The organism is Vibrio sp. NH-UV-68, assembly GCF_042940635.1.
Classification (GTDB): Bacteria; Pseudomonadota; Gammaproteobacteria; order Enterobacterales; family Vibrionaceae; genus Vibrio; species Vibrio pacinii.
In genome coordinates this window covers 1109485-1133908 of sequence record NZ_CP134975.1, presented here as the reverse complement: position 1 = coordinate 1133908, position 24424 = coordinate 1109485, and the positions used below count along the sequence as shown (strand labels likewise).

General features: G+C 44.2%; 25 protein-coding genes, 1 riboswitch and 1 other annotated feature. Of the genes, 6 read left to right on the top strand and 19 right to left on the bottom strand.

Going from position 1 to position 24424, the window contains the following annotated elements; genetic code table 11:
- Both hisG and ViNHUV68_RS05285 read right to left on the bottom strand, forming a co-directional pair.
- The gene (gene hisG, locus ViNHUV68_RS05290) at positions 1–897 is read right to left on the bottom strand and encodes an ATP phosphoribosyltransferase (protein WP_038174506.1); all 897 of its coding nucleotides are present in this window, start codon (positions 895–897) and stop codon (positions 1–3) included.
- Between the two features lie 50 nt (positions 898–947).
- Positions 948–1084, bottom strand: a sequence feature (His leader region).
- Positions 1085–1259: 175 nt separating this feature from the next.
- Positions 1260–2861 (bottom strand): Na+/H+ antiporter NhaC family protein, encoded by a 1602-nt coding sequence (locus ViNHUV68_RS05285; RefSeq protein ID WP_391089721.1) that lies wholly within the window; start codon positions 2859–2861, stop codon positions 1260–1262.
- 114 nt (positions 2862–2975) lie between these two features.
- Positions 2976–3157: riboswitch (Lysine riboswitch) on the bottom strand.
- A gap of 522 nt (positions 3158–3679) precedes the next feature.
- Here ViNHUV68_RS05285 and ViNHUV68_RS05280 point away from each other — a divergent pair.
- Positions 3680–4093, top strand: coding sequence for an H-NS family nucleoid-associated regulatory protein (locus ViNHUV68_RS05280; RefSeq protein WP_038174509.1), 414 nt, complete (start codon positions 3680–3682; stop codon positions 4091–4093).
- Between the two features lie 147 nt (positions 4094–4240).
- On the opposite strand, the gene ViNHUV68_RS05275 is transcribed toward ViNHUV68_RS05280, so the two are convergent.
- Both ViNHUV68_RS05275 and ViNHUV68_RS05270 read right to left on the bottom strand, forming a co-directional pair.
- Positions 4241–5545: an inosine/guanosine kinase gene (locus tag ViNHUV68_RS05275; protein ID WP_038174510.1), complete on the bottom strand. Its 1305-nt coding sequence runs from the start codon at positions 5543–5545 to the stop codon at positions 4241–4243.
- A 196-nt stretch (positions 5546–5741) separates the two neighbouring features.
- Positions 5742–6011, bottom strand: coding sequence for a hypothetical protein (locus ViNHUV68_RS05270; RefSeq protein ID WP_038174511.1), 270 nt, complete (start codon positions 6009–6011; stop codon positions 5742–5744).
- Between the two features lie 195 nt (positions 6012–6206).
- Here ViNHUV68_RS05270 and mnmA point away from each other — a divergent pair, with 195 nt between their 5' ends.
- The 3 genes from mnmA (at position 6207) to purB (ending at position 9491) form a co-directional block, all read left to right on the top strand.
- A complete protein-coding gene (gene mnmA / locus ViNHUV68_RS05265) occupies positions 6207–7328 on the top strand; it encodes a tRNA 2-thiouridine(34) synthase MnmA (RefSeq protein ID WP_391089718.1) in 1122 nt (373 codons plus the stop codon).
- 23 nt (positions 7329–7351) lie between these two features.
- The gene (gene hflD / locus ViNHUV68_RS05260) at positions 7352–7969 is read left to right on the top strand and encodes a high frequency lysogenization protein HflD (RefSeq protein ID WP_038174513.1); all 618 of its coding nucleotides are present in this window, start codon (positions 7352–7354) and stop codon (positions 7967–7969) included.
- A gap of 151 nt (positions 7970–8120) precedes the next feature.
- The gene (gene purB / locus ViNHUV68_RS05255; protein WP_391089716.1) at positions 8121–9491 is read left to right on the top strand and encodes an adenylosuccinate lyase; all 1371 of its coding nucleotides are present in this window, start codon (positions 8121–8123) and stop codon (positions 9489–9491) included.
- Between the two features lie 87 nt (positions 9492–9578).
- Here purB and ViNHUV68_RS05250 read toward each other — a convergent pair whose 3' ends face one another.
- The 9 genes from ViNHUV68_RS05250 to htpX form a co-directional block, all read right to left on the bottom strand.
- Positions 9579–10112, bottom strand: coding sequence for a DUF3833 family protein (locus ViNHUV68_RS05250; protein WP_391089714.1), 534 nt, complete (start codon positions 10110–10112; stop codon positions 9579–9581).
- Positions 10109–10654, bottom strand: coding sequence for a chalcone isomerase family protein (locus ViNHUV68_RS05245; protein ID WP_038174516.1), 546 nt, complete (start codon positions 10652–10654; stop codon positions 10109–10111). The genes ViNHUV68_RS05250 and ViNHUV68_RS05245 overlap by 4 nt, the downstream gene beginning before the upstream one ends.
- The gene (locus tag ViNHUV68_RS05240) at positions 10608–11135 is read right to left on the bottom strand and encodes a DUF2878 family protein (protein WP_391089712.1); all 528 of its coding nucleotides are present in this window, start codon (positions 11133–11135) and stop codon (positions 10608–10610) included. The genes ViNHUV68_RS05245 and ViNHUV68_RS05240 overlap by 47 nt, the downstream gene beginning before the upstream one ends.
- 12 nt (positions 11136–11147) lie before the next feature.
- Positions 11148–12395, bottom strand: coding sequence for a class I SAM-dependent methyltransferase (locus ViNHUV68_RS05235; protein WP_391089710.1), 1248 nt, complete (start codon positions 12393–12395; stop codon positions 11148–11150).
- Between the two features lie 15 nt (positions 12396–12410).
- On the bottom strand, positions 12411–13187 hold the full coding sequence (locus tag ViNHUV68_RS05230; protein ID WP_391089708.1) for a DUF1365 family protein: 777 nt from the start codon (positions 13185–13187) through the stop codon (positions 12411–12413).
- Between the two features lies 1 nt (position 13188).
- Entirely contained in the window at positions 13189–14469 is a 1281-nt protein-coding gene (locus ViNHUV68_RS05225) for an NAD(P)/FAD-dependent oxidoreductase (protein WP_038174521.1), read from the bottom strand.
- Positions 14470–14479: 10 nt separating this feature from the next.
- The gene (locus ViNHUV68_RS05220) at positions 14480–15208 is read right to left on the bottom strand and encodes an SDR family oxidoreductase (RefSeq protein WP_391089706.1); all 729 of its coding nucleotides are present in this window, start codon (positions 15206–15208) and stop codon (positions 14480–14482) included.
- Positions 15205–15624, bottom strand: coding sequence for a nuclear transport factor 2 family protein (locus tag ViNHUV68_RS05215; protein ID WP_038174523.1), 420 nt, complete (start codon positions 15622–15624; stop codon positions 15205–15207). Before ViNHUV68_RS05215 ends, ViNHUV68_RS05220 begins: the two co-directional genes overlap by 4 nt.
- Before the next feature lie 187 nt (positions 15625–15811).
- The gene (htpX, locus tag ViNHUV68_RS05210) at positions 15812–16675 is read right to left on the bottom strand and encodes a protease HtpX (protein ID WP_038174524.1); all 864 of its coding nucleotides are present in this window, start codon (positions 16673–16675) and stop codon (positions 15812–15814) included.
- 297 nt (positions 16676–16972) lie between these two features.
- Between htpX and ViNHUV68_RS05205 the strand changes: the two genes are divergently transcribed.
- Complete coding sequence (locus ViNHUV68_RS05205) at positions 16973–17140, top strand: hypothetical protein (protein WP_391089703.1); 168 nt, start codon at positions 16973–16975, stop codon at positions 17138–17140.
- Between the two features lie 68 nt (positions 17141–17208).
- Here ViNHUV68_RS05205 and bioD read toward each other — a convergent pair whose 3' ends face one another.
- From bioD to bioB, 4 genes are read right to left on the bottom strand one after another with little or no spacing between them, the layout of a single operon-like run.
- Positions 17209–17889, bottom strand: a complete 681-nt coding sequence (gene bioD, locus ViNHUV68_RS05200) for a dethiobiotin synthase (protein WP_391089701.1) — start codon at positions 17887–17889, stop codon at positions 17209–17211.
- A complete protein-coding gene (gene bioC / locus ViNHUV68_RS05195; RefSeq protein ID WP_391089699.1) occupies positions 17886–18689 on the bottom strand; it encodes a malonyl-ACP O-methyltransferase BioC in 804 nt (267 codons plus the stop codon). Before bioC ends, bioD begins: the two co-directional genes overlap by 4 nt.
- Positions 18689–19834: an 8-amino-7-oxononanoate synthase gene (gene bioF, locus ViNHUV68_RS05190; RefSeq protein WP_391090270.1), complete on the bottom strand. Its 1146-nt coding sequence runs from the start codon at positions 19832–19834 to the stop codon at positions 18689–18691. Before bioF ends, bioC begins: the two co-directional genes overlap by 1 nt.
- Complete coding sequence (bioB, locus tag ViNHUV68_RS05185) at positions 19821–20873, bottom strand: biotin synthase BioB (RefSeq protein ID WP_391089697.1); 1053 nt, start codon at positions 20871–20873, stop codon at positions 19821–19823. The genes bioF and bioB overlap by 14 nt, the downstream gene beginning before the upstream one ends.
- Before the next feature lie 131 nt (positions 20874–21004).
- On the opposite strand from bioB, the gene bioA reads away from it, so the two are divergent.
- Positions 21005–22282 (top strand): adenosylmethionine--8-amino-7-oxononanoate transaminase, encoded by a 1278-nt coding sequence (gene bioA, locus ViNHUV68_RS05180; protein WP_391089695.1) that lies wholly within the window; start codon positions 21005–21007, stop codon positions 22280–22282.
- Positions 22283–22338: 56 nt separating this feature from the next.
- Here the strand turns inward: bioA and ViNHUV68_RS05175 are convergent, their stop codons facing one another.
- Both ViNHUV68_RS05175 and ViNHUV68_RS05170 read right to left on the bottom strand, forming a co-directional pair.
- Positions 22339–23010, bottom strand: a complete 672-nt coding sequence (locus ViNHUV68_RS05175) for a DUF2057 family protein (RefSeq protein WP_391089693.1) — start codon at positions 23008–23010, stop codon at positions 22339–22341.
- 93 nt (positions 23011–23103) lie between these two features.
- Positions 23104–24066: a porin gene (locus tag ViNHUV68_RS05170; RefSeq protein WP_391089691.1), complete on the bottom strand. Its 963-nt coding sequence runs from the start codon at positions 24064–24066 to the stop codon at positions 23104–23106.
- Between the last annotated feature and the right edge of the window lie 358 nt (positions 24067–24424).

The following is a 24424-nucleotide window of genomic DNA, read 5'->3' as shown; positions in this document are numbered from 1 at the left end:
TTACCCCATCATTTTTTCAATTGGTAGGACTAGAATCGAACTCGCCCCTAGCTCTTTTAACTGTTCCATGGTTTCCCAAAATAAATTTTCGGTACTGACAAGATGAATGGCGACTTTTTCTTGATCGCTCGACAAAGGCAAAACGGTTGGGTCTTCCGCACCCGGCAGGAGTGCTTTAATTTGTTCAAGCTTGCTAACTGGCGCGTGTAACATGATGTATTTAGATTCTTTTGCTTGCTGAACGCCTTGCATGCGAGTAAGCAGTTTTTCAATCAACGCGGTCTTGTCTGCATCAAACTCACCCAGTCGCTGGATTAGCGTGGCTTTTGATTCAAAGATCACTTCGGCTTCTTTGAGACCGTTTGCTTCCAAAGTTGCACCGGTAGAGACTAAGTCAGCAATCGCATCCGCTAGACCTGCTCGCGGCGCTACTTCGACAGAGCCCGTCAACATACAAGTCGAAAATGGCACGCCTTGTTTATCCATATAGGCTTTTAGTAATTGTGGGTAGGTAGTGGCAATTCGCTTACCAGCCAAATCTTGAGGGCCCTGATACTCTTCATCTTTATCCAGTGCGATAGAGAGTCGGCAACCACCAAAATCTAAACGGCGCAGTGAAACATATTCGCTTGGCTCTCCAAGAGCTTTACGATCAAGACGAACTTCTTCTAGCTCGTTCTCACCAATGAACCCCAAATCAACCACACCATCCATAATCAGACCCGGAATGTCGTCATCTCGCACTAATAGCAGATCGATGGGCATGTTTTCAGCGTGGACGACCAAACGCTCACCCATTACATTAAACTTCACACCACACTGTTTAAGCAGAGCTTGGCTCTCTTTACTTAGGCGACCTTTCTTTTGGATGGCGATTCTTAAGCGTTGTGTCTGCATGACTTTATCCCTGTGCAAATTTTTCAAATATGTAATTTCTAAACTGTAAAACTAAAAAACCCTCGGAAGAGTGTATCTCCCGAGGGTTCTAAATCTTGTAATTTGCGATTTTAGCCTCCGGGAGTTTCCTATCTCCCGGGTATGCGCGCATCTCCCGAAAGACTAGATTGGGTGATGATGGTGATGAATGTTCATTCCGATTAGGCGCATAGTTAATAAGCTCTTCAGTTTCGCTTGGTTGATATCCACACTAACTAAGGCGGACATTTTTTTCAACTATTTATTTAAACTTTTTTCAATTTGTATATAACAAATAAAAAGGGAGCTAACGCTCCCTTTTCATACGACTGAATGACAATAAGTTAGGCGTCGCTACACACCGCCATTTTTGATCTAGAGAGAACCGAAAGCAGTACACAAACCGCAATAAAGCTCACCGTTGCAGCCGCAAAAGAGATCGCGACCGAAGCCGTCATACCTAAGGTAATGAAGCCGATACACGATACAACCGCGACGGACAAGGCATAAGGTAGCTGAGTAGCGACGTGATCAATGTGATTACAGCGCGCCCCCGTTGACGACAAAATGGTGGTATCTGAAATGGGTGAACAGTGATCACCAAATACCGAACCAGCCAGCACCGCGCTCAACATTGGCAGCATCAGAGCCAAGTCGGTAGCGCCCGCCATGTCACCAGCGATAGGAAGCATAATCCCAAATGTTCCCCATGAAGTACCGGTCGAGAACGCCATCAAACCGGACAATAAGAACAAGATCACCGGTAACCAGTGTGGATTAATATTACCCTGAACTAGTGATGATAGGTATTTACCCGTGTTCATGTCACCAATAACCGAACCGATTGTCCATGCGAAGACAAGAATTAAAATCGCACCGAACATAGATTTTGCACCAATCCACAAGGTGCGTGTGATCTCACCTGTGGCAATCCCTTGTTTGATCACCGTAAATAGCGCAACCGCCAAGCCAACTAAACCACCGTAGATCAGTGACATGCCAACATCGGTATTTTCAAACGCGCCGAGTAGATTAAATTGATGGCCATCTGCGGCCAATGCTTGACCACCGGTGTAAAGCATCGAGGCGATAGTGGCTACAATAAGAAAAACAATCGGTAACACTAGATCTGAAACTTTACCGCCTTCGCTCTCAACAATATCAAGCTCTTCATTAAGTTCATGAGCTTCTTGGGCATCATCAGCTTGCTCTTTGGCAAAGCCATGACCGCGCGAAGCGGCGATCTCATGGTCGCGCATTTTACCAATATCTAGGCCAAACCATGCAACAGCAAAGACCATCAATAGAGCAAAAATTGCATAGAAGTTCATCGGGATCAATCGAACATACGCGCCAAGCGCAGAGTACTCAGTTATACCGTGAGAAACTAAGATGCCACCGATGATCGTCATGATGTACGCACCCCAGCTTGATGCTGGCATGATCACACACATAGGCGCTGCAGTAGAATCAAGAATATACGCGAGTTTAGCTCGTGATACATAAAAACGGTCAGTGACCGGACGAGAAATCGCCCCCACCGCTAAACTGTTAAAGTAATCATCGACAAAGATAAACACGCCAAGAAACGCAGCCAAAAGCTTTGAGCCCCGCTTACTTTTAACGCGAGTTTGTGCCCATTCGGCAAATGCACGAGTACCGCCTGACAATGTCAGTAAAGCGGTCATCATTCCAAGCAGAATAAGGAAACCGACAATACTCATGTTCCAAGTGTTAATACCACCGTCTTCAATAAAAACACTCGAAACGGTCGTGCCAACGTAGCCAGCAGCATTGGTTAGCGAGTAGTCGTTAAGCAAAACCGCGCCAAGTGCGATACCAACACCAAGCGAAACCAGCACACGGCGAGTAATGATAGCTAAACTCAAAGCCACAAGTGGTGGCAAAAGAGATAAAGGAGATAATGCAAAATCAATTAAATTCATGATCTTCAAAAACCAGTAATAAATGGTTAGAGATCTACTGCAGACTAATTGCAGGAATTCATTTCCAAACAATTGAGTTGAAATAAGCGATAGGTAAGCGAATGCTTTACCCAGCCCTACAGTAGCGCTCCATAGTTTAACAAATTATAGACTATGGCAGTGTTACCCCTTTCGAGTGTAACCCCAGCAAGCACCTTTGATAGGGCAACTCACTTCGGCGAAATAACCTTTCCTGCTTGTTCATTGGCATCACCCCAACAAACATTACTTATTTATCCCGCGCCTCTACCGCGAGTGATGAAACTTTAAACTACCGAAAAATCAATTTAACAATAATTTAACCATCACACCGCATTAGGTTGCGTTCATTGTACTTAACTCAGCACTCGATTCAACAGATTATTCCAAGTTTTATTGTTAATTTTTATGGTTCAATCGCTTAATCCATTACTGAATATCTTTTGAATACTCATCCAGTTCAATAACAGCCGCTACCTTTATATGAGTGACTAAATTCACTATTTCTAATGCCACACCCTCCTTGGCAATAACAAACCTATAAGTTAAAGTGAACAATATATGCTAAGCCGCTCATATAATGATTTTTATAATAGGTTTCACATCTTTATGAAATGGATGGAACGCAGTTACCTATTTTCTAGCTTAACCACTAACATTGAATTGAAATAGTCATTTTATGTTTATCTTTTCCATCAAATATGATTATTTTATGTAAATTTATCTCTATTGGATTGTATTATTAAAAATAGAGGTTTATGATTCTTGCATCGACAACTTATATATGAAGAGATGAATAAATGTCGGAACTAACAAAAACACTATTAAATATTCGTAGTCTACGTGCATTTGCTCGTGATCTGACTCTAGAGCAGCTTGAAGAAGCACTCGACAAATTAACTACTGTGGTTGCTGAGCGTAAAGAAGCTGAAGAAGCTGAGCGCGCCGCTGCCGCTGAGCAAGAAGCGAAACTGGCTGCGATTGCAGAGCAAATTTCTAAAGATGGAATTGATGTAGAAGCGTTAATTTCTGCTCTTGCTGGAGAGTCAAAAACCAAAAGCAAGGCAAAAACAAAACGCGCTCCTCGCCCAGCTAAATATAAATATGTTGATGCTTCAGGCGCAGAAAAAACTTGGACAGGTCAAGGCCGTACACCATCATCAATCCAAGAGCAATTAGACGCAGGTAAGTCACTCGACGAGTTCCTAATCTAACCATTTTGTATTATTTAAAAAGCGCCTGAATGGCGCTTTTTTTGTGGCTGGTATAAAAAAGACCTCATAAGTATGAGGTCTAAATGAAATTTCAATCACCATTATTCTCTAAACGATAAAATTAAGTATCGTTCAAGGGGCTTCGATTTAACGCTCCCAGTATGCCTCTTCCAAGCTATCTTCACGCTCTGGCAGCCCTTTTGAAAGACGCGGGGAATGCTGTACCAAAACCTCATAGCTTGCGCGATTTGAATACTTACATACTTGAGAAAAAGATGAATAAGTCAGGTATGAGTGAGTATGTTTACTCGAATTAGGTACATTTTCTCTATGGTATTTATTAGCGGCCATATCATGCAATAAGGCAGAGAGTGCCGCATCGCCAGCACCATTAGTGTTTTTAATTTTCTCAGGGCCACCCATATAAGGTGAAATATGTGAGTAAACTTTAATTGCATTATCACACAGTGCTTTCGATGCGGGACGACTAAATTCGTAACGGTTAAATTCTGCGATACTACCTGGCAAAAGCGGTAATGAGGTTTCACGTTTTGCCGCCTCTTCCGTATAGCCCGCCATAAATAACCCCAGTGGCCCAGCAGTACATAATACTAAATCTACCCACTCTAGTGCTTTATCAGAGGCAACTAATGGATCAGATTCTCCAGTTAGCGCCTCCGCTTCATCCTCATTCATGGCAACAACACTGACGTGATCGCGTAAAAATGCCTGCCAAAATTCAGGATCGTCTTGAATAACAAATTTTGTGCCTAGGGTTAACACTACTGGGACATGATACTGCTTGGCGTACTCAATCGCTTTCATTGTCGCCTCGGGCATTGGATCGCCTGCTTTGCAACGGACCAAGTAAGCGGTTAAGACGAGCGCTGAAGCATTTTTGAAAATTTTCTCAGGAATACTGTCTGGGTGGAGTTGGTTCATTTGACCTTCGCTAATCGCAAAAGTACGTTCACCATCTTCAGTAATCAGTGCAAAGCAGCGTCCAATCGCACCGTTAACGCCCTGCAAATAGTTCAGATCCATACGGCTAGACGTGTTACATAAATAACGGTAGCCATAACTGCCAATCTTGATGTCTTGGCTCATTACGCCCAATAAGGTCGAACGGTCATCAGCAAGAACCGAATAGTTATGGAGTGTGTTGCCTATAGTGCCGCCCGCATATTCATTAGTAATTAAAGCGTACTCTTTTAACTCGGTATAAAGCGCTTCTGCGGTTTCATCATCGATAACTAATGAGTGTCCCTTACTCAGATTGTATTTCTCGATTAACTCACTACTCACCTTGGCTTCAATATCAACCAAAGTTTGGTCAATACCAATAATGTGCGTTCGTGACATCTTCTTGCTATCTTGCGCTTGAGTAACCAGTGGATCACGAGCATGAACCGGAAAATAGTGTTTGGATTTGCGTTGACCAGGAAATTTCATATTGCTGATTCTGAATAAGGGATGAAAGGATGCCGGATTCTACATCGCCGTTTTCAGTGCGGCAATATCAGGAATTATAGCAAACGTTTGCTGCGTTAATTCATTATCCACGGTTCAAGGCTTCACCGTGGTTGCTCCAATATGCAAAAATGAGTCTACTAGCTGTAAACTCATAATAATCGGCAAATAAAGGCCCTTACTCACCTTCCATAAAGCTTAAGTCAGGTAAACGGTCTAAGTTGTCACTGTAGCGTTTTAAGTTGAACTGGCCGTCATTTTTTGACACATCAAATATTTCAATCGCCACGGCACAAGCCATCATAGCCACTGCATCTTCTTTTGAATTACCCGTCATCATCAGGCGCATCAAGGTCTCTTTAACTTTAACCGGATTGCCATCTTCAAGTTGATTCTCAATCACTTCGATCAACTGAGCTTCTTCGATTATCGAGTTCTCATCACTCATTGTATTTACCTTGCCTATCTTGAATTTTGCTTACTATGCCATATATACAAACTCTATAGACAATAAAGCGTGATTTTGTCGTGTTACTTGGTCAAACAATGGCCGTTAGCGAAATGTGAGGATGATCTCGGATCTGTCCCCTCGTTATGCTTTCTGATAGAATTTGCGTCCGGTTAATTTAAGTGGTGTTTAGTAATGTCTGACAACTGTACTGATAACAGTCAAAAGAAAGTCATCGTGGGTATGTCCGGTGGTGTTGATTCATCCGTTTCGGCTTATCTTCTTAAGCAACAAGGCTATCAAGTCGAAGGGTTGTTTATGAAGAACTGGGAAGAAGATGACAACGAAGAATACTGTACAGCAGCAGAAGATCTTGCCGATGCTCAAGCGGTTTGTGACAAGCTAGGCATTCACCTTCATACCATTAACTTTGCCGCAGAATACTGGGACAATGTATTTGAGTACTTCCTTGCAGAATACAAAGCAGGTCGTACACCGAACCCTGATATTTTGTGCAATAAAGAGATCAAATTTAAAGCTTTCTTGGAGTTCGCAGACGAAGTTCTCGATGCTGATTACATTGCGATGGGTCACTATGTACGCCGTTCATTTCCACAAAATGGTGAAAAACCGCAAATGCTACGCGGCGTTGATGGCAACAAAGACCAAAGCTATTTCTTATACACGCTTAGCAGCGAACAAATTGGCCGTAGCTTGTTCCCAGTCGGAGAGCTTGAGAAGCCTGAAGTGCGCCGCATTGCTGAAGAACAAGATTTGATCACGGCCAAGAAGAAAGACTCGACTGGTATCTGCTTTATTGGTGAACGTAAGTTTACCGACTTCCTTTCGCGCTACCTACCCGCTCAACCAGGTAAGATCGAAACCCCTGACGGCAAAGTTATCGGTGAACACCAAGGCTTGATGTACCACACTTTAGGCCAGCGTAAAGGTCTGCATATTGGCGGACAAAAAGGCGGTGGCGGTCACGAAGACCCTTGGTACGTTGCAGAGAAAGACTTAAAACGCAACGTGTTAATTGCCGTTCAAGGCGCTGACCACCCGTTACTGAAGTCACAGGGGCTGCTCGCATCTCAGTTGCATTGGGTAGATCGCGAAGTAATTAAACAACCGTTACAATGCAGTGTAAAAACGCGCTACCGTCAGACAGATATCCCATGTACTATCATCCCAATTGACGATGAAAACATTAAAGTTATCTTTGACCAGCCGCAAGTTGCCGTAACACCAGGACAATCCGCTGTCTTCTATCAAGGCGAAGTCTGTCTAGGTGGCGGTATCATTGAAGCGCGCATTTAAGTAACCATCAGGAGTAGAACTACGTGGCTAACACACTTTATGACCGTACTATCGCCTTTGCTGGAATCTGCCAAGCGGTTGCCTTAGTGCAACAAGTCGCCAAAAACGGTCACTGTGACTCTGACGCGTTTGAAACTTCATTAAAAGCAATCTTAAACACCAACCCTCCTAATACCGTTGGTGTTTATGGCCGAGAATCAGATTTAAAACTCGGCTTAGAATGCTTAGTGAAAGGGATCGACAGCACCCCAAGTGGCAGTGAGATTACTCGCTATATCATTAGCTTACTGGCATTGGAGCGTAAGCTGCAAAGCCGTAATGACGCGATGTCGCAGCTTGGTGATCGTCTGCAAATGCTTGAACGCCAACTGGAGCACTTTGAGTTGCTTGATGAGCAAATGATCAGCAACTTAGCCAGCGTTTATCTTGATGTGATAAGCCCAGTAGGCCCAAGAATTCAAGTCACTGGCACCCCTTCAGTGTTGCAACAAACCTCAAGCCAACACAAGGTTCGTGCTTTACTGCTTTCAGGCATTCGCAGTGCTGTGCTATGGCGACAGGTCGGTGGTAAACGTCGTCATCTCATCTTTGGTCGTAAAAAAATGGTAGAGCAGGCACAGATCCTGTTAGCTCGCATGTAAACTTTATAAAAATCAGCTCGTGATAACTCTCGAGCTGATTTTTTTTGCACAACATCAAACCCGCGCAAACGTTTGCGCAATATTCGTGACAATTGCCGTAGTTATTGGTATAAAGCTCACGAAATTTAGAAACCCAATTCAGGAGAACATCATGGAACTGTCAGCATTGACTGCTGTTTCACCAGTAGACGGCCGTTACGGAAGCAAGACAATTGCGTTACGCGAGATTTTCAGTGAGTACGGTCTATTAAAGTACCGTACTATCGTTGAAGTTCGTTGGTTACAAAAGCTTGCTGCTACTGCTGAAATCGCTGAAGTGCCCGCATTCAGCGCACAAGCAAGCCAATTCCTAGACGACCTGGCTGCCAACTTTTCTGAGGAAGACGCGCGTCGTATCAAAGAGATCGAGCGCACCACCAACCACGATGTAAAAGCGGTTGAGTATTTCTTAAAAGAAAAAGTGGCTGATGTTCCTGAGCTGCATGCCGTCAATGAGTTCTTCCACTTTGCATGTACTTCTGAAGATATTAACAATACCTCGCACGCTCTGATGCTAAAAGAAGCGCGTGAGACAGTAATTCTTCCAGAAATTCGTACTCTCATTGATGCGATTAGAACTCTTGCTGTTGAGTACCGTGACATACCACTGCTCTCGCGCACTCATGGTCAGCCAGCTTCTCCATCAACGATGGGTAAAGAGATGGCTAACGTGGCGTACCGTATGGAGCGTCAATATAAGCAGATCGAAAATGTTGAGATTCTAGCTAAAATCAATGGCGCTGTGGGTAACTACAATGCTCACCTTTCTGCCTACCCTGAGCTAGACTGGCACCAGTTCAGTGAAGAGTTTATTACTCAATCTCTTGGCGTTAATTGGAACCCTTACACCACTCAAATCGAACCTCACGATTACATCGCAGAGCTGTTCGATGCTGTTGCACGTTTCAACACCATCTTGATTGACTTCGACCGTGACGTTTGGGGTTACATTGCTTTAGGTCACTTCAAACAAAAGACTATTGCTGGTGAAATTGGCTCATCAACCATGCCACACAAAGTCAACCCTATCGACTTTGAAAACTCTGAAGGTAACTTAGGTCTTGCCAACGCTGTCTTTGGCCACCTTGCGCAAAAGCTACCAATTTCTCGCTGGCAACGTGACCTTACGGACTCAACGGTTCTTCGTAACCTAGGTGTGGGTGTTGGCTACGCGGTGATCGCTTACACTTCAACCTTAAAAGGGATCAGCAAGCTTGAAGTTAACCGTGAAGCACTTCTTGCCGAGCTAGACAAAAACTGGGAAGTACTTGCTGAACCAGTACAAACGGTTATGCGTCGCTATGGTATTGAAAAGCCATACGAGAAACTCAAAGAGCTAACTCGTGGTAAGCGTGTCGATGGGGAAGCTATGCGTGTCTTCATTGATGGTCTTGAGCTCCCTGAGCATGAGAAAGCTCGTCTAAAAGAGATGACGCCAGCAAACTACATTGGCCAAGCCATCGAGCTGACCGATAAGCTATAATAAAGCTTAAAAGCTAGCATAAGGTTGACGTCAAAGCGTCAACCTTTTTTTTGCGCCTTGCCATCATCATGACAAAGCTCAATCACCTTATTGCTTTTGAAAAAACAGCGTAATGCGTCCAACTTCTAACCCAAACTTCTTAATTTTGGTTAAATTAAAAATATGCTGTTCGTCTTGACGATAGAGCCAGTCATCAAAGGTTACCACCACCGATGAGTCTTCCATCTTGAGCTCAAAATCGTACTGCCATTGCAACGCGTTACCGACTTCTCGCCCCTTGGCAACACCAATGATGTCATCAGCCTGACCTTGATATTGACCATCACCCAATCGCTCAATGGTCCATATTCGTTGGCTTTTTTCTCCATCATCAAAGATAAAATCCTCGACGAGTGTGAGTGTATTTCCCTCAACAGTGCCAACAATGTCAACTTCAAAACGACGGGTCTGCTGATGAGTGTAGTCTTGCACCATGCCCCAAGCGGTCGACGTTCCTTGAAAATACTCAAATAAATCAAAACGAGGCTGGGTTTGATGATAATCATCAATATCCGCCGAACAGCCTAGTAAGCCAATCATCATAGCGACTGAAGCGAGTAAGTATGACATCCACTTTTTCATTGATTGTTTCCTATTAAGCTTGCTCGTAAACTTGGGTACTGCGTTTGTGGGGAAAGCCAAATAGCCACGAACGCATCGTTAAAAGATTCATCGGCGATCTGGCCAATGAGCTGCGAACTTGATTGTGGACCGGCATAATAGAACTGCCCCTGCTGACCATCCGTCACATAAGTCAGATTAGTGCCTTGGGTTATGTTGGGGAAAATTGTCGTCAACTCATCGATCCATTGCTTGGTTTGCAGCGGATCAAAGCCTAACTTTTGCCACTGCTCTCGGGTTGCTTCCAATAGTTGTTTTTGACTAATGTCGCGTTGATAAGTAATCGATAAAGCAAGAGGATGCGGCGTGACATCTTGACTGAGTTGATATTGACCGTTAGGGGTTAAAAGCTGTGACTGGTAAATATCAAAGAACAGCATTGACAACTGCGCCTGACCAACTTCAGGCCATGCTCGCCAGTCACTTTTAGACGATAAAACGGTAGAAGCGAGTGCACTATTCATCCACACCAAATACGTTGCTATTAGTATCGCGATTCTCATGACCCAACACCTTCATAATCACATAGACCACTGCGAACCATTGCAAAAACAGGATCGCAAGCATGTAAGGTAAAGACAGACCAAAAGTCACAGCGCCAAGATTCGCCCCTGCAACATAGCTCAATGCTCCGCCAACACCTCCAACTAGTGATACGAGATAAAGTGGATAACGGGTCAAAACAGAGTGTAAATAAAACGCATACCAAGCAAAGATTCCCCACAATCCAACTAACCAGAGAGGAAAACTTGTTGCACCAAACTCAAATAGCCCTACTGACAAATTAAGGTAATCGAGGGTGATACCAAGTAACACCACAAAGGCCGATTTGAGCAGGCGCAAACCGGCGTACAGATAGCTGATAACAATAGTTAGAGTTACTAGACTCAAGGTTAGCCACTGCCAGTTGTCATTACCAATAACGGCCAATAACCAGATGATTTGAAACCAAGTTGATATCAATAACAGTCGCTTAATAGACACTGGGTCTCTACCTTATGGTCGTTCAAAAGTCATGTGAACGGTACTGATTGAACGCGCTTTAAAACCGCCTTCACAGTAACAAAAGTAATAGTTCCACATTCTGACAAAACGCTGATCAAAACCTAATTGCGCCACCCTCTCGTGCTGTTGGTTAAACCGGATATACCACTGTTTTAACGTTTGGGCATAATCTTGGCCTATATCGAATAGATCACGCATCACCAAGTCACTGTGCTTAGTCGTAGCTTGGGTCACAGCAGTAATTGAGGGCAAAAAACCACCAGGGAAAATGTACTTTTGAATAAAATCGACATTGTTACTGTAGTAATCGTAACGCTGATCCGCGATGGTAATGGCCTGAATCGCCATCAAACCACCACTTTTAAGTAATGACTGGCACTTCTGAATATAAGAAGTTAAGTACTGCTTACCCACGGCTTCTATCATCTCTATTGAAACCAGTTTATCAAAACGGCCTTCTAACAGACGATAGTCTTGCTTGAGTAAGGTAATTTGCTCGCTTAAACCTTTGCGCTCAATTTGCGCTTTGGCATATTGATATTGCTGCTCTGATATTGTGGTTGTCGTGACCTGACAGCCATAGTTCTCGGCCATATAAATCGCCATGGCTCCCCAGCCAGTGCCTATTTCGATCACGTGATCATCTTTTGTCAGTTTTAACTGTTGGCAAAGTCGCTCCATTTTGTTGACTTGGGCTTGCTCTAACGAATCATTTGGATTGGTAAACACTGCCGATGAGTACAACATTTTTTCATCGAGGAACGTTTGGTAGAGTTCATTGCTTAGATCATAATGCGCTTCGATGTTTTTCGCCGAGTTAACAAGTGTATTACGGTTGAGCCAATGGGTAACTTGATACATCAGCTTCGACAGCAAGCTTGAACGGCTCTCAATCGAATCTAAAGCTGAGAGGTTAAGCGCCATTAGCTCCATAAGCTTGGTTAAATCTGGGCTTTCCCACCACCCATCCATATACGCTTCACCGGCAGCGATACTACCGCCTTTGAGCAAACGAGCGTAAAAAGCGGGGTTCTTAACTTCAATGATCGCGCTTGGCTGACCATCTTGAGGCTTACCGAAGTTTTCTCTTACTCCCTGACTGGCATCATCGACGAAATTCTCGATAACCGTTAGAGAGCCAACTTGCAATTTGCCAAGGCATGAGAATGCGATATTCCTAGCGGTCTTTTGTACTGATGTCAGTTGACGGGGAAACGGTAAGGTTTGCGAGTTTATCATCTCCAAAGCTCCTTGTTATTGTTCTGCTTCGTGCTTTTCTGAGCCTTTACTCGTACCTGGTTGGTATTTAGGGTGCGAGTAAAATGGGGCTTTCTTAATCCAAAGTTTTAGCGCATGCCAGTAGATGCCGATGGTTACTTTTACTGCCATAATGGGTGTTGCGATCAACTGCTTTAGTAATACTTTCGAGTTAAAGGGGTGTTTACTCATTTTAAGCGTAGCATCAAACTCTTTAATGTCTCGATGACATTCTAAATGTATCGATAATCGCTGTTTGAGCGGCTTTATTTTCCACTGATATTGTTGGTCAATTGGATTGAACGGCGAAACATGGAAGGCCTTTTGATGGTGCCATGTCGACTCATCATCAGCATTGAGTAAATAGTAATGACGTTGGTTCCATGGCGTATTACTAACTTCAGCCAGTAAATAGCGCCACTGATTGTTGTCGTCGTACACATAATAGAAATTAACGGGACTGAAATAGATACCGAAATAACGCAGATGAATAACTGCTTCAACCCGCCCGGTTAATCGCTCTCCTGACAAATCAAAGACTTTTTCAAACACAGCGCTTTTTAAGCTGCCGTCACCGAGGTAGTCGCTACGCTTGAATCGAGCCCAATGCCACCAGCGACGGCCAAACCCCCACACTTGCTGTTCGAGCAAGTCGATTTCATCGAGATCCAAACATGGCATAAACAACCCATACTCTAATGCGTGCTCAACAGGCGTAAAACGTCTGTGGCGCACGTTACCGACCAATAATCGACTATGGGTTTGCTGTGACATGTTAAGCCGCTCCCTGCGTGTTAAGCTCACTTTGCACCAGCTCAATACCGCGCACGACATCTAATGCACTGCGTACACCGTCTTCATGAAAACCGTTATACCAGTAGGCGCCGCAGAACCAAGTTCGTGACATACCATTAATTTCATCGCGTCTTGCTTGCGCTTCAATTGACTCGCGATTAAACACAGGATGGTGGTAGACAAAGCTACGCAACACTTTGTCGGCATTAACCTGTTCACGACTGTTTAATGACACGCAGAAGGTTTGTGGTGCGTCGATGTGTTGCAATATATTCATATTATAGGTCAAGGTTGGCGCGCGCGATTGCTCGTCATCGCTTCCCTCAAGCCAATAGTTCCATGCCGCCCACGCCGCTTTACGTTTGGGTAGCAAGCTGTCGTCAGTGTGTAGGATTACCTCATTTGCTTGGTAAGCCAAATTGCCGAGGATTTGCTGCTCTATTGCCCCCGCATCGGTTAACAATTGTTTAGCTTGGTCGCTATGACAAGCAAAGATCACTTGATCAAAGCGTTCAGACTGACCATTAACATGCAGTGTCACCCCCGCAGCATCACGAACCACGGCTTCCACGGCGCTATTGAGGCGTATACGCTCAGAGAAACCTTGAGTTAACGGTTTAATATACTCTCTTGAACCGCCTTTAATCACATACCACTGTGGACGGTTGGTGACGTCAAGCAGCCCATGATTGAGAAAGAAGCGAGCAAAGAATGGCAGCGGGAAAGCACGCATGTCTGCCAAAGTTGAAGACCAGATCGCCGCGCCCATTGGCAAAATGTAGTTATCGCAGAAAAAGTCACTAAAACGGTGTTCTTGCAAGAAGTCGCCGAGCGTTTTCTCGCTTTGCTGTTTCTGATTGGCGATCTCTTTCACCATACGGTTAAAGCGTAATATCTCGAAAATAAAAGAGTAAAACTTGGGGTTTATCCAGTTGCGTTTCTGCGCAAACAATGTACTTATCGTATGTCCATTGTACTCAAGGCCGTTAGCATCATTACGAACGCTAAAACTCATCTGACTCGGAATGCCTTCTACCCCAATTTCCTTCATCAAGGCAATAAAATTAGGATAGGTTCTGTCATTGTAGACAATGAAGCCCGTATCAACGGCGTATTGGGTGCCATCAAGGTCAATATCAACGGTGGCAGTATGTCCACCGATGTAGTTATTGGCTTCAAACAGAGTAACATCGTGCTGCTTATGAAGATAATAGCCACACGTCAAGCCAGAAATTCCTGTTCCTATAATTGCTATTTTCATCGAGTAAATCCTAACCTTGAGCGAGTAATTTTGTCGTTAGTGCATTTTGCCAACGGTAAGGTAAAGCACCAATCAAACGCAGAATAAGTGTAAATCGTTTGGGAAAATAGATATGCGATTTCCCTTTAGCTAACCCTGTGCGAATGGCTTGTGAGGCCTGTTCGGTGGTGATCAGCATCGGCATCTCAAACGTATTTTTTTCAGTTAGCGGTGTTTGAACAAAACCGGGAAAGATTATCGACACGTTAATACCACGCGGTTTCAAATCAACTTGCAACGCACGCGCTAAATAGCTGACCGCAGCTTTTGATGCACCATAAGCTTCAGCCCGCGGCAAGGCCACTTCACTAGCTATCGAACCCACAATGGCTAAGCGATGTCCTTTCTTAAACTGATCTTGGCACGCTGAGATGGCATTGGTTAAACCGAGCACATTGATGTCCATGACACGTTTGAATAACACCGCGTCAATTTGCCCATCATCGATATACTCGCAATCACCTGCATTGAATATCCATAAATCTGGTACGTTTTCCAGTCCGCTCAGCGCCTGCTTTGACTGCTCTAAATCCGTCAAATCGAACGCTAACGCGCTTACACAGGCGAACTTTTGAGTGAGTTCATTGAGCACATCGGTGTTGCGACCACACGCAATAACGTGTGTGCCCTGTTTGGCGTAATCTTCGGCTAACTGCCGACCGATCCCGGATGTTGCCCCAGTGATAAGTACGCTATTCATTGCCCTAGCCTCTGTTTGATTGTCTTAATCACCGAACCGAGAACCGGTAAATGTTCATATAACATTTCGCCAAGGTCGAAATAGTCACGGTGGTAAATGACTCGGCCTTGATGAAACTTTAGATGACTGACGCCGTTGACTTTGATCACCGCCCCTTTCGACAGTTTTGGATGCTCCAACGCCATCTGCCAGGTAATAAAACCATTGTCGCCACTTTGCTGATGCTCAATAACATCAAAGTCACAGCGCTTGACGTTGGTGTATAAAGCGTCGAAGTAACGTTCTAATGCATGCCAACCTTCCAAACGATGTGCTGCGTCTTCAAACACCACCTCTTGGTGATAAACGTCTGATAATAAATGCAGGTTCGATTTGTTAAGCTGCTGATAAACTTGACTCACCGTTTGAACATCCATTCACGCTCTCCTTACAAGGTTGTACAGACATTTTTTTTGTACAACCAATAAACCATAGATGACTTTTAAAAGTTGTACAAATATTTTTTTGTATAACTTTTGTGATTTTTGTACGTTGAGAACTTTAAAACAGATCAAAAAAGGCTTGGTTATAAACCAAGCCTTTTCAATATATTAGACGATAAGATTACGAATTGCGTAGTGCGTTAATACGTTTATCTAATGGTGGGTGACTCATCAGTAGTTCAGTCATTGAGCGCTTACCATTGATACCAAAGGCCATCATAGATCCCTCGAGTTGAGATTCATGACTCATTTTCAAACGCTCAAGTGCCGCAATCATCTTATGCTTACCAACCAGTTGTGCCGCGCCTGCATCGGCATGAAACTCACGATGGCGGCTGTACCACATCGTGATGAAACTTGCTAAGAAGCCAAAGACGAGTTCGAGCACCATACTGACGCCAAAGTAGACCATCATGTTGCTACCGCCTTCTTCTTCATTATCGTTCGAGGCCACAATATTGGCGATAAAACGAGATAAGAAGATGACAAAGGTATTTACTACCCCTTGCATCAGCGTCATGGTGACCATGTCACCATTGGCAATATGGCTCACTTCATGGGCTAATACCGCTTCTGCCTCGTCTCGGGTCATGTTGTGCAGTAATCCCGTCGAGACAGCCACCAACGAGTCATCACGCTTGGCACCAGTGGCGAAAGCGTTGATATCCGCCGAGTCATAAATAGCAACCGTTGGCATGCCAATCCCGACTTGTTCTGACTGACGACGAACCGTATGCAATAGCCAATGTTCGGTTTCATTGCGTGGGCTCTCAATCACTCTTGCACCCACAGAGCGCAGTGCCATACCCTTAGACATCATTAACGAGATGAACGAGCCACCAAAACCAAACACGGCTGCCATCACAAGTAACCCAGACAAACTGCCCGGCTGCATACCTGTCATTGCGTATACAATATTTAGGACAACACTCAGTACCAGCACAACCGCTAGGTTTGTTGCCAAAAATAACATAACTCGCTTCATTTACTTTTTCTCCAAATACGCAAGTATTTAACTGCCCAAGCAAGATCGCTTAGGTTTGACGTTTATTTATAGATATAGTGTATTCCCTTTATTTACAAGGTTAAGCAGTAAATTGAAACATTTGTTTTCTAGTTAGTTCAATAAGATGTGTTTCTTTTACCTATAAGTACCATTGAGCTTCATTGGTGTTGGCTAAACTTAAACCACTTATCGTTAGACTTTGGTCGTATTGCCAGTCACACCAAAGCTGCTAAATTTGGGCTAGATGAGAAATTCCAAGGGATAAGGAACAAAATCATGGTTGAAACTAACGACTATCAAATGGCAATTGATCTGTTGCGCTGTCATCTCGGTATTTCTGAAGAAGAAGCGAAGCAACAACTTGGTATTTCTGCCGACAATACAACTCAACAGCGTATAGCAGAAACTCAACAAGCGTTGATGTGGTTGAGTCAAGAGCGATAGTCCACCTCAACACAAACAAAAAAGGGCTGCCAGATTTTGGCAGCCCTTTGCATGTGTAATAAACAGGATTATTTGATAAGTGGTGTCACATCAATGTATTTTGCCAAATCCTTACGCTTAACACTCGGTACATAAGGAATCTCGCCAATTTTCGGCGCATCAATCTTATGTTCTAACATAGCGATGATTTCCGCGTAGTGCTCGGTGCCTGGATTGATTCGGTTTGCCACCCACCCAACCACAGACAACCCATCGGCTTTGATGGCATCTAACGTTAATAGCGCATGACTTAAACAGCCGAGCTTTATTCCCACCACTAACACTACTGGCAGTTGTTCTTGTTGCACCCAACTTGATAAACACTCGGTGTCAGAGACGGGTACACGCCATCCCCCGGCCCCCTCAACAAGCACAATATCTGAATTACGCTTGTGCTGAGCCAACTTGTCACTCAGTCGCGTGTAATCAATGCTGATACCTTCACGCTTAGCAGCAATATGCGGCGAAGCTGGCAGCGCTAGTGCGTATGGGTTGACATCATCGTAGTCGACGTCAACGGTCGCCGCATTTTGCAAATAAAGCGCATCAGAGTTGCGAAAGCCCAGCTCTGTTTTATCACTTCCTGCCGCAACAGGTTTATAGCCAATTGTGCGCAGTCCTTGCTGAGCTAAAGCATTAAGAATCGCCTTTGAAGCGACTGTTTTTCCAACATCGGTATCCGTACCCGCAATAAAAAATGCATCTATCATAGATGTATAACCCCTAAACAAACCTGATATGTTGCAGGTAGAAGACCTTGACGGTTTCGAAAAACTTGGTACTCACGTTCAACACCCAATAATGAACGTCGACTGGTTAGCCCTTGCGCGCGACCATGAACATAGGTGGCACCAATGCCTTTTAGATCGCGCATCAATGCAAACGCTGAGTTGTACCAAACGGTAATAGCGGGTAAGTCTAGTTGATGGGCAGTACACCCAGATTGCGCTAACGCAACTTTTATCTGATTGATAGAGGCAAAGTCATTGACGTGTTGATGTGAATCAATTTTTCCCCAAGCCTGTTTGAGTTCACATAGTGAGCCCTCAAGCAAAGTAGAAATGTACGCTTGTCCCCCTGGTTTTGTCACCCTTGAAACTTCCCGCAATGGCAGCGACAGATCCTCACACCATTGCAGGGCAAGACTGGAAAAGACTAAATCAACACTATTATCAGTCAATGGCAGAGATTCCGCATCTGCTTGTAGATAACTCACGCCATCATCACCACAACGCTGCTTTGCGCTCGCCAACATTTGCCCAGACAAATCACAACAGATAACTTTAGCGCCGCGTTTAAGCAGCTCTTGCGAAAAATATCCCGTTCCACAACCTAAATCGATGACCGTCTTATGACTCAAGTCGAGGGGTAAATACTCAAGTAGACGCTCGCCAACATCGCGTTGAAAAGCGGCGTGCTGGTCATACGTTTTTGCAGCGCGACTAAAGGCTTCTGCAATTGGGGTTTTATCGCTGTGCGGTGACAACTCTATTGATAGCGCCGTTTCCATTAGTCACTCTCCTTACCGATGCGCTTTAGCTGCTCAGTTAACAGCAAGATATCTTGTTGGTTATGCGCGGCGGTTATCGTCACCCTTAAGCGCGCACTACCCTTAGCGACCGTGGGGGGGCGAATCGCACTTACCCAAAGCCCCTTTTGCTTAAGTTGCGCTGAACATTGAACCGCGCTATTGGCATCACCAATAATGAAAGGTTTGATCGCGGTTGGCGTATAACGATATCCGGCAACATTGGCAAGTTGCTGATCGTAATAATGCGACAGCTCTAGTAACTTTTCTCGCCGCCAATCTTGCTGTTGTATCATGAGAGCCGCGGTTTGCAGGGCATAAGCTTGAGCCGGTGGCATTGCTGTTGAATAGACATGATGACGTGCAAATTGGGTTAAATAGTCCCCCACAGACTTGCTACACATGATCGCAGCTCCAGACAGTCCAAAAGCTTTACCAAAAGTAACGACCAAGATATCGGGCTTTATTCCAGCTTGAGCGCAGCTACCAGCACCTTCTTTTCCCAACACACCAATGCCGTGTGCATCATCAACAGCAAGCCAAGAGTGTGGTTGTGTAGCAAGAGAAATGTCAGCTAAGGGAGAAAGGTCACCATCCATGCTAAACACCCCCTCAGTCACCACCAAGGCGTTAGGTTTCAGTAACTGTTTAAAGTGCTCAACATCATTATGACGAAAGCGCCGCATTGTCGCAGGCGACAACACCCCAGCTTCAAGCAAAGAGGCATGATTGAGCTTATCTTGCAGTAACAAGTCGTGTTTTTCTAACAGTGTGAATAGTAGTGCTTGATTGGCCGAAAACCCTGAGCAAAATAAAACCGCGCGCTCAAAACCCAACCACTGACACAGTGTTTCTTCTAGTGCTTGATGAGCGGTGCAAAACCCCGTCACCAATGGAGAAGCTCCGCTGCCATTACCAAATTTATCAAGCCCTTGCTGCCAAGCTTGAGTTAACTGCTTATCGCTTGCCAAACCGAGATAATCGTTATTGGAAAAATTGAGATATTCTCGTTTAGCTTGTGACAACTGCCGTGAGTTACCGCCCTCTACACAGCCGATCTTACGCTCTAGCCCTTGATGTTGCCTTTGAGATAATGCGCGCTCTATTCGTTGATTAAGCGCCGACATCGTAGAACAAATCATCCTTAGTTGGTCTTGCTGCAACGCGTTCCACAACACGTTCAAGCAACTCGTTTTCTTCTATCTCATCGGGTTTTTGCGATACTGACTGACGATTAATTCCTAGCTTGTTAAATAGCTGCAAATCTTTGTCCTCAGAAGGATTAGGTGTGGTTAATAGCTTACAACCATAAAACACCGAATTGGCCCCTGCCATAAAACAGAGTGTTTGAATTTGCTCATTCATCTGTTCACGGCCAGCAGAAAGGCGCACTGCTGACTTGGGCATCATAATGCGGGCAATCGCAATCAAACGTATAAAATCGAACGGCTCAACATCCTCGACCTTTTCTAATGGTGTGCCTTTAACTTTGACTAACATGTTGATCGGCACACTTTCAGGGTGAGTTGGCAAGTTCGCAAGCTCTACCAATAGCCCAGCGCGATCGCTGCTGCTTTCACCCATACCAATTATTCCACCAGAGCAAACTTTCATACCGGCATCACGTACGTGAGATAAGGTATCAAGCCTATCTTGGTAGGTTCGAGTGGTAATAATATTGCCGTAAAATTCAGGTGAAGTATCCAGGTTATGGTTGTAGTAGTCTAACCCAGCTTGTGAGAGATCTTGCGCTTGCTGCGGCGTTAGCATACCGAGCGTCATACAGGTTTCGAGGCCCATCTGTTTGACCCCTTTGATCATTTCGGTCAGATGTGGCATGTCTCGCTGTTTAGGATTTTTCCACGCGGCGCCCATACAAAAACGCGTTGATCCTGCTTGCTTCGCTTTTTGTGCGGCATCCAGAACCCGCTCAACCTCCATCAGACGCTCTTTCTCAATATCTGTGGTATATCGTGCGCTTTGAGGACAATACTTGCAATCTTCCGGACACGCGCCGGTTTTTATCGACAATAAAGTGCTGACTTGTACGTGATTATGCTGCTGATAATGACGATGAACTTGCTGCGCTTCAAAAAGCAGATCCATAAAAGGCTTGTCCATAAGCGCTCGAACTTGCTCAACGGTCCAGTTGTGACGAACTTCCACTTGTCTTCCTTTGATTATTGTTAGTTTGACTGCTTGGCTAGTCTACCGCCGAGATGTAAACTGTCAACAAATCAAAAACACCAACATTGACAAATGGCTATTAATTAACCATAAGTAATTTAGGATTTATCATGGATCTCGACTTCGATCGCCGTCATATCTGGCATCCTTATACTTCGACCTTAACACCTCTGACCTGCTATCCAATCACTTCAGCCCAAGGTGTTTTTCTTAAGTTAGAGGATGGCAGAGAACTGATAGACGGCATGTCGTCATGGTGGTCAGCAATTCATGGCTACAATCACCCACACTTAAACCAAGCCGCTCATCAACAAATAGACGCTATGTCTCACGTGATGTTCGGCGGTATTACTCACCAACCTGCGATTGATCTATGTAAAAAGCTGATTGGACTCACTCCAGGGAGCTTGCAACATGTATTCCTTGCAGATTCTGGATCCGTGGCGGTCGAGGTGAGCTTAAAAATGGCGCTGCAATACTGGCATGCCAAAGGCGAATCTCGACCAAAATTTCTAACTTTACGAGATGGCTATCACGGTGACACCTTTGCTGCCATGTCGGTCACCGATCCCGACAACTCAATGCATTCACTGTACAAAGGCTTCTTACCGGAACACATTTTCGCACGCTCTCCTCAAACGGGTTTCTGGCAAGAGTGGAGCGAGAAAGATATTGAGGACTTCGAGCATAAAATAGCAGAGCACCATCGCGATATTGCGGCTGTAATTCTAGAACCTATTGTTCAAGGAGCCGGAGGGATGAGGATCTATCACCCTCAATTTCTAAAACGTGTGCGTCAACTTTGCGATGAATTTAACGTATTGTTGATCCTTGACGAAATCGCAACAGGATTTGGCCGCACTGGTAAAATGTTTGCTTGTGAACATGCTCAGATAGAACCAGATATCTTGTGTGTGGGTAAAGCGCTGACGGGCGGCTACATGACCTTGTCGGCAACGTTAACCAGCAGTGAAGTGGCAAATACTGTCTGTGGTGGTGAAGCGGGCTGCTTTATGCACGGCCCAACATTTATGGGGAATCCACTGGCCTGCGCTGTCGCCGCCGCAAGTATGGCGTTACTAGAACAAGGTAAGTGGCAACAACAAACCACACAGATCGAACAGCTATTTTCACAACACCTTCCTAAACTAAAAAAATATCAATTGGTTAAAGATGTACGTTGGCTAGGTGCAATCGGCGTTGTAGAAACAACGACCCCAGTCAACATGGAAGCCATCCAAGCTCATTTTGTTAACCAAGGCGTTTGGATTCGACCGTTTGGTAAGCTGATTTATTTAATGCCGCCCTATATTAGCCAACCCGAGCATATTGAAAAACTGGTTAACGTAATAGAAAGTGCGCTAAATAAACCTAATTGCTTTCTCTAAATACAAAATCGGCTTCCGAAAAGAAGCCGATTTTTAAAATTCTTTAATAGCTTGTATTACTCTTGGTCAATCATCCAACGACGGAACGCTTTACGCTCTTCTGTCGAAGATTTTAAATACCAAGCTTTGAGTTGCTCAACATTACCAGCAACGGCGTCTTCTTTAACTGTATGAGCTTTGGGGTTTGGCTTCACAGCAACGGTTGTCGCAGCAGCAACAGGTAGCATTTTTGCCTCAACAGGTTTATCGATAAGCTGACCGTTGTTAAAGTAAATACCACGTTGAGTATTGTGTTTTTCAATAAGTGATGCCATTCCGCTGTAAGGAATGAACCCTACCTTACCCTCTAATACATCCTGCTCATGATTCAAAGACTCTCCGTCTTGAATGACAATCCATTCAGGATTTGATTCAAATACTCTCTCTGCCTCTACACGACTACGGACTTTTGGGTGGTTAATTTCAATATCCTCACCATTAACCGTAAATGAGATCACATAGGGCTTAGAAGTAAATACGTCACTGCTAGAACCACGTGACATATCCTTGTCCATACGCACAACAACTTGATTAAAACCCGTTTCTATATGATTTTCAGAGATTTTACTTTCAGCAGCCTCTCCATTTATATATAGAATTGATACGCCAGCCTTTGGTGTTAAAGTGGCCGCTTGCACTCCCCCTACCATCAACCCCATAGATAAGGCTACAACAAAGCATTTTTTCATAAATATTCCTTTTTTAAGGTAAGTGATTTACAAGATAGAAAATGAAAAAGCCACCCTGAGGTGGCTTTTAGCGAGAGTTTAGCTCATTTCATCTTAGAAAGAAGCTTCAACACCGATAGCTAGACCATTGTCAGTTTTGTAAGCTGTGTTATCAGTGTCGATACCACCAACTTCTGCGTATAGCTTAGTGTTTGGAGCAACAGCGTAAGTTGTGTTTAGGAACCAACGGTCTTCGTCTAAAGTATTTACATCATGATCACCGATTGAGTAACCAGCAGCAAAGCCCCAAAGACCCATAGTGTAATCAGCAGCAAAAGCAATAGTGTCACTGTCAGAGTTTGCAAGATCAGACGAAACAGCGTAGTAAGCAACAGCTAGACCAATGTTCTCGAAACCACTGTATACAAGTTCAGCACCGTATGCACTAGCATCTTTGTCAGTAGCAGTTTCAACGTTGTAGCTGTAATCAGCATAGAATGCAGAAACGTCAAAATCAGCTATGCGGTAACCAGCACGTGCATCCATGTAATCGTCGTTTGAACCTTCACCTTCAGCTGAGTTCATTTTGTTTTGAACATAGCCAAGCGTTCCGTAGAATGAACCATTATCGTAGTCATAACGAACAGCTTCGTCAGAACATTCATCAGTAGCAGCTTCTAGAACCGTTGAAATACCGTAAGCTTCATCTGAACCGATACCCAAGTCATCAACTGCTGTACATAGGCGACCAAACTTGATAGAACCGAAAGTTTTGCTGTAAGCAGCAACGTATGTATCACCATTTTTGGTGTTTTCAGCATTTGCGTAATCTGAGCCGTTAAATTCCCAGTATGCACCAACTGTCCATTCTTCGTTAACCATGTAGCGAACGTCAAAACCGAAATCTGCATCTTCGATTTTTTGCTCCATTGAAGAGCCTTTCTTAAATTCGTTACTGTATACGACTTCGATATCGCCTTTAAGACCTACTGTTACACCGTCTTGGTTGTAAAGTTCGATACCAGCTTGCGCTGAACCTGCTGCAAGTACTGCTAGAGCTACTAGAGTCTTTTTCATAATAATCCACTGCCTTTTCTATAGAATGGGAATTCCTTGTCCGGTTCCCTTATGTTTTTTGATGATAACTCTTACTTCTTGTGAGTAGGATGTCATCGCCACTAAATTCGAGGTCTAGATTGCAAAAGATTATCCTGCGTGTCAAATGTTCTAAAATTACAACATAAAAAAACATAAAAACGTTTAAAAACAAAAACTTGCATTGTTGCATGCGTAAATTTCGACCAACTTCATGTCATTTTCCACCTTATTCAACCAAATGCGGCACAACACAAAAATAGAATAAACCACCAAAAATAAGTGTTATTTTTTATAATAACGACATATTTGAGCGGCAAATCATGACCAGCGGCGTGAT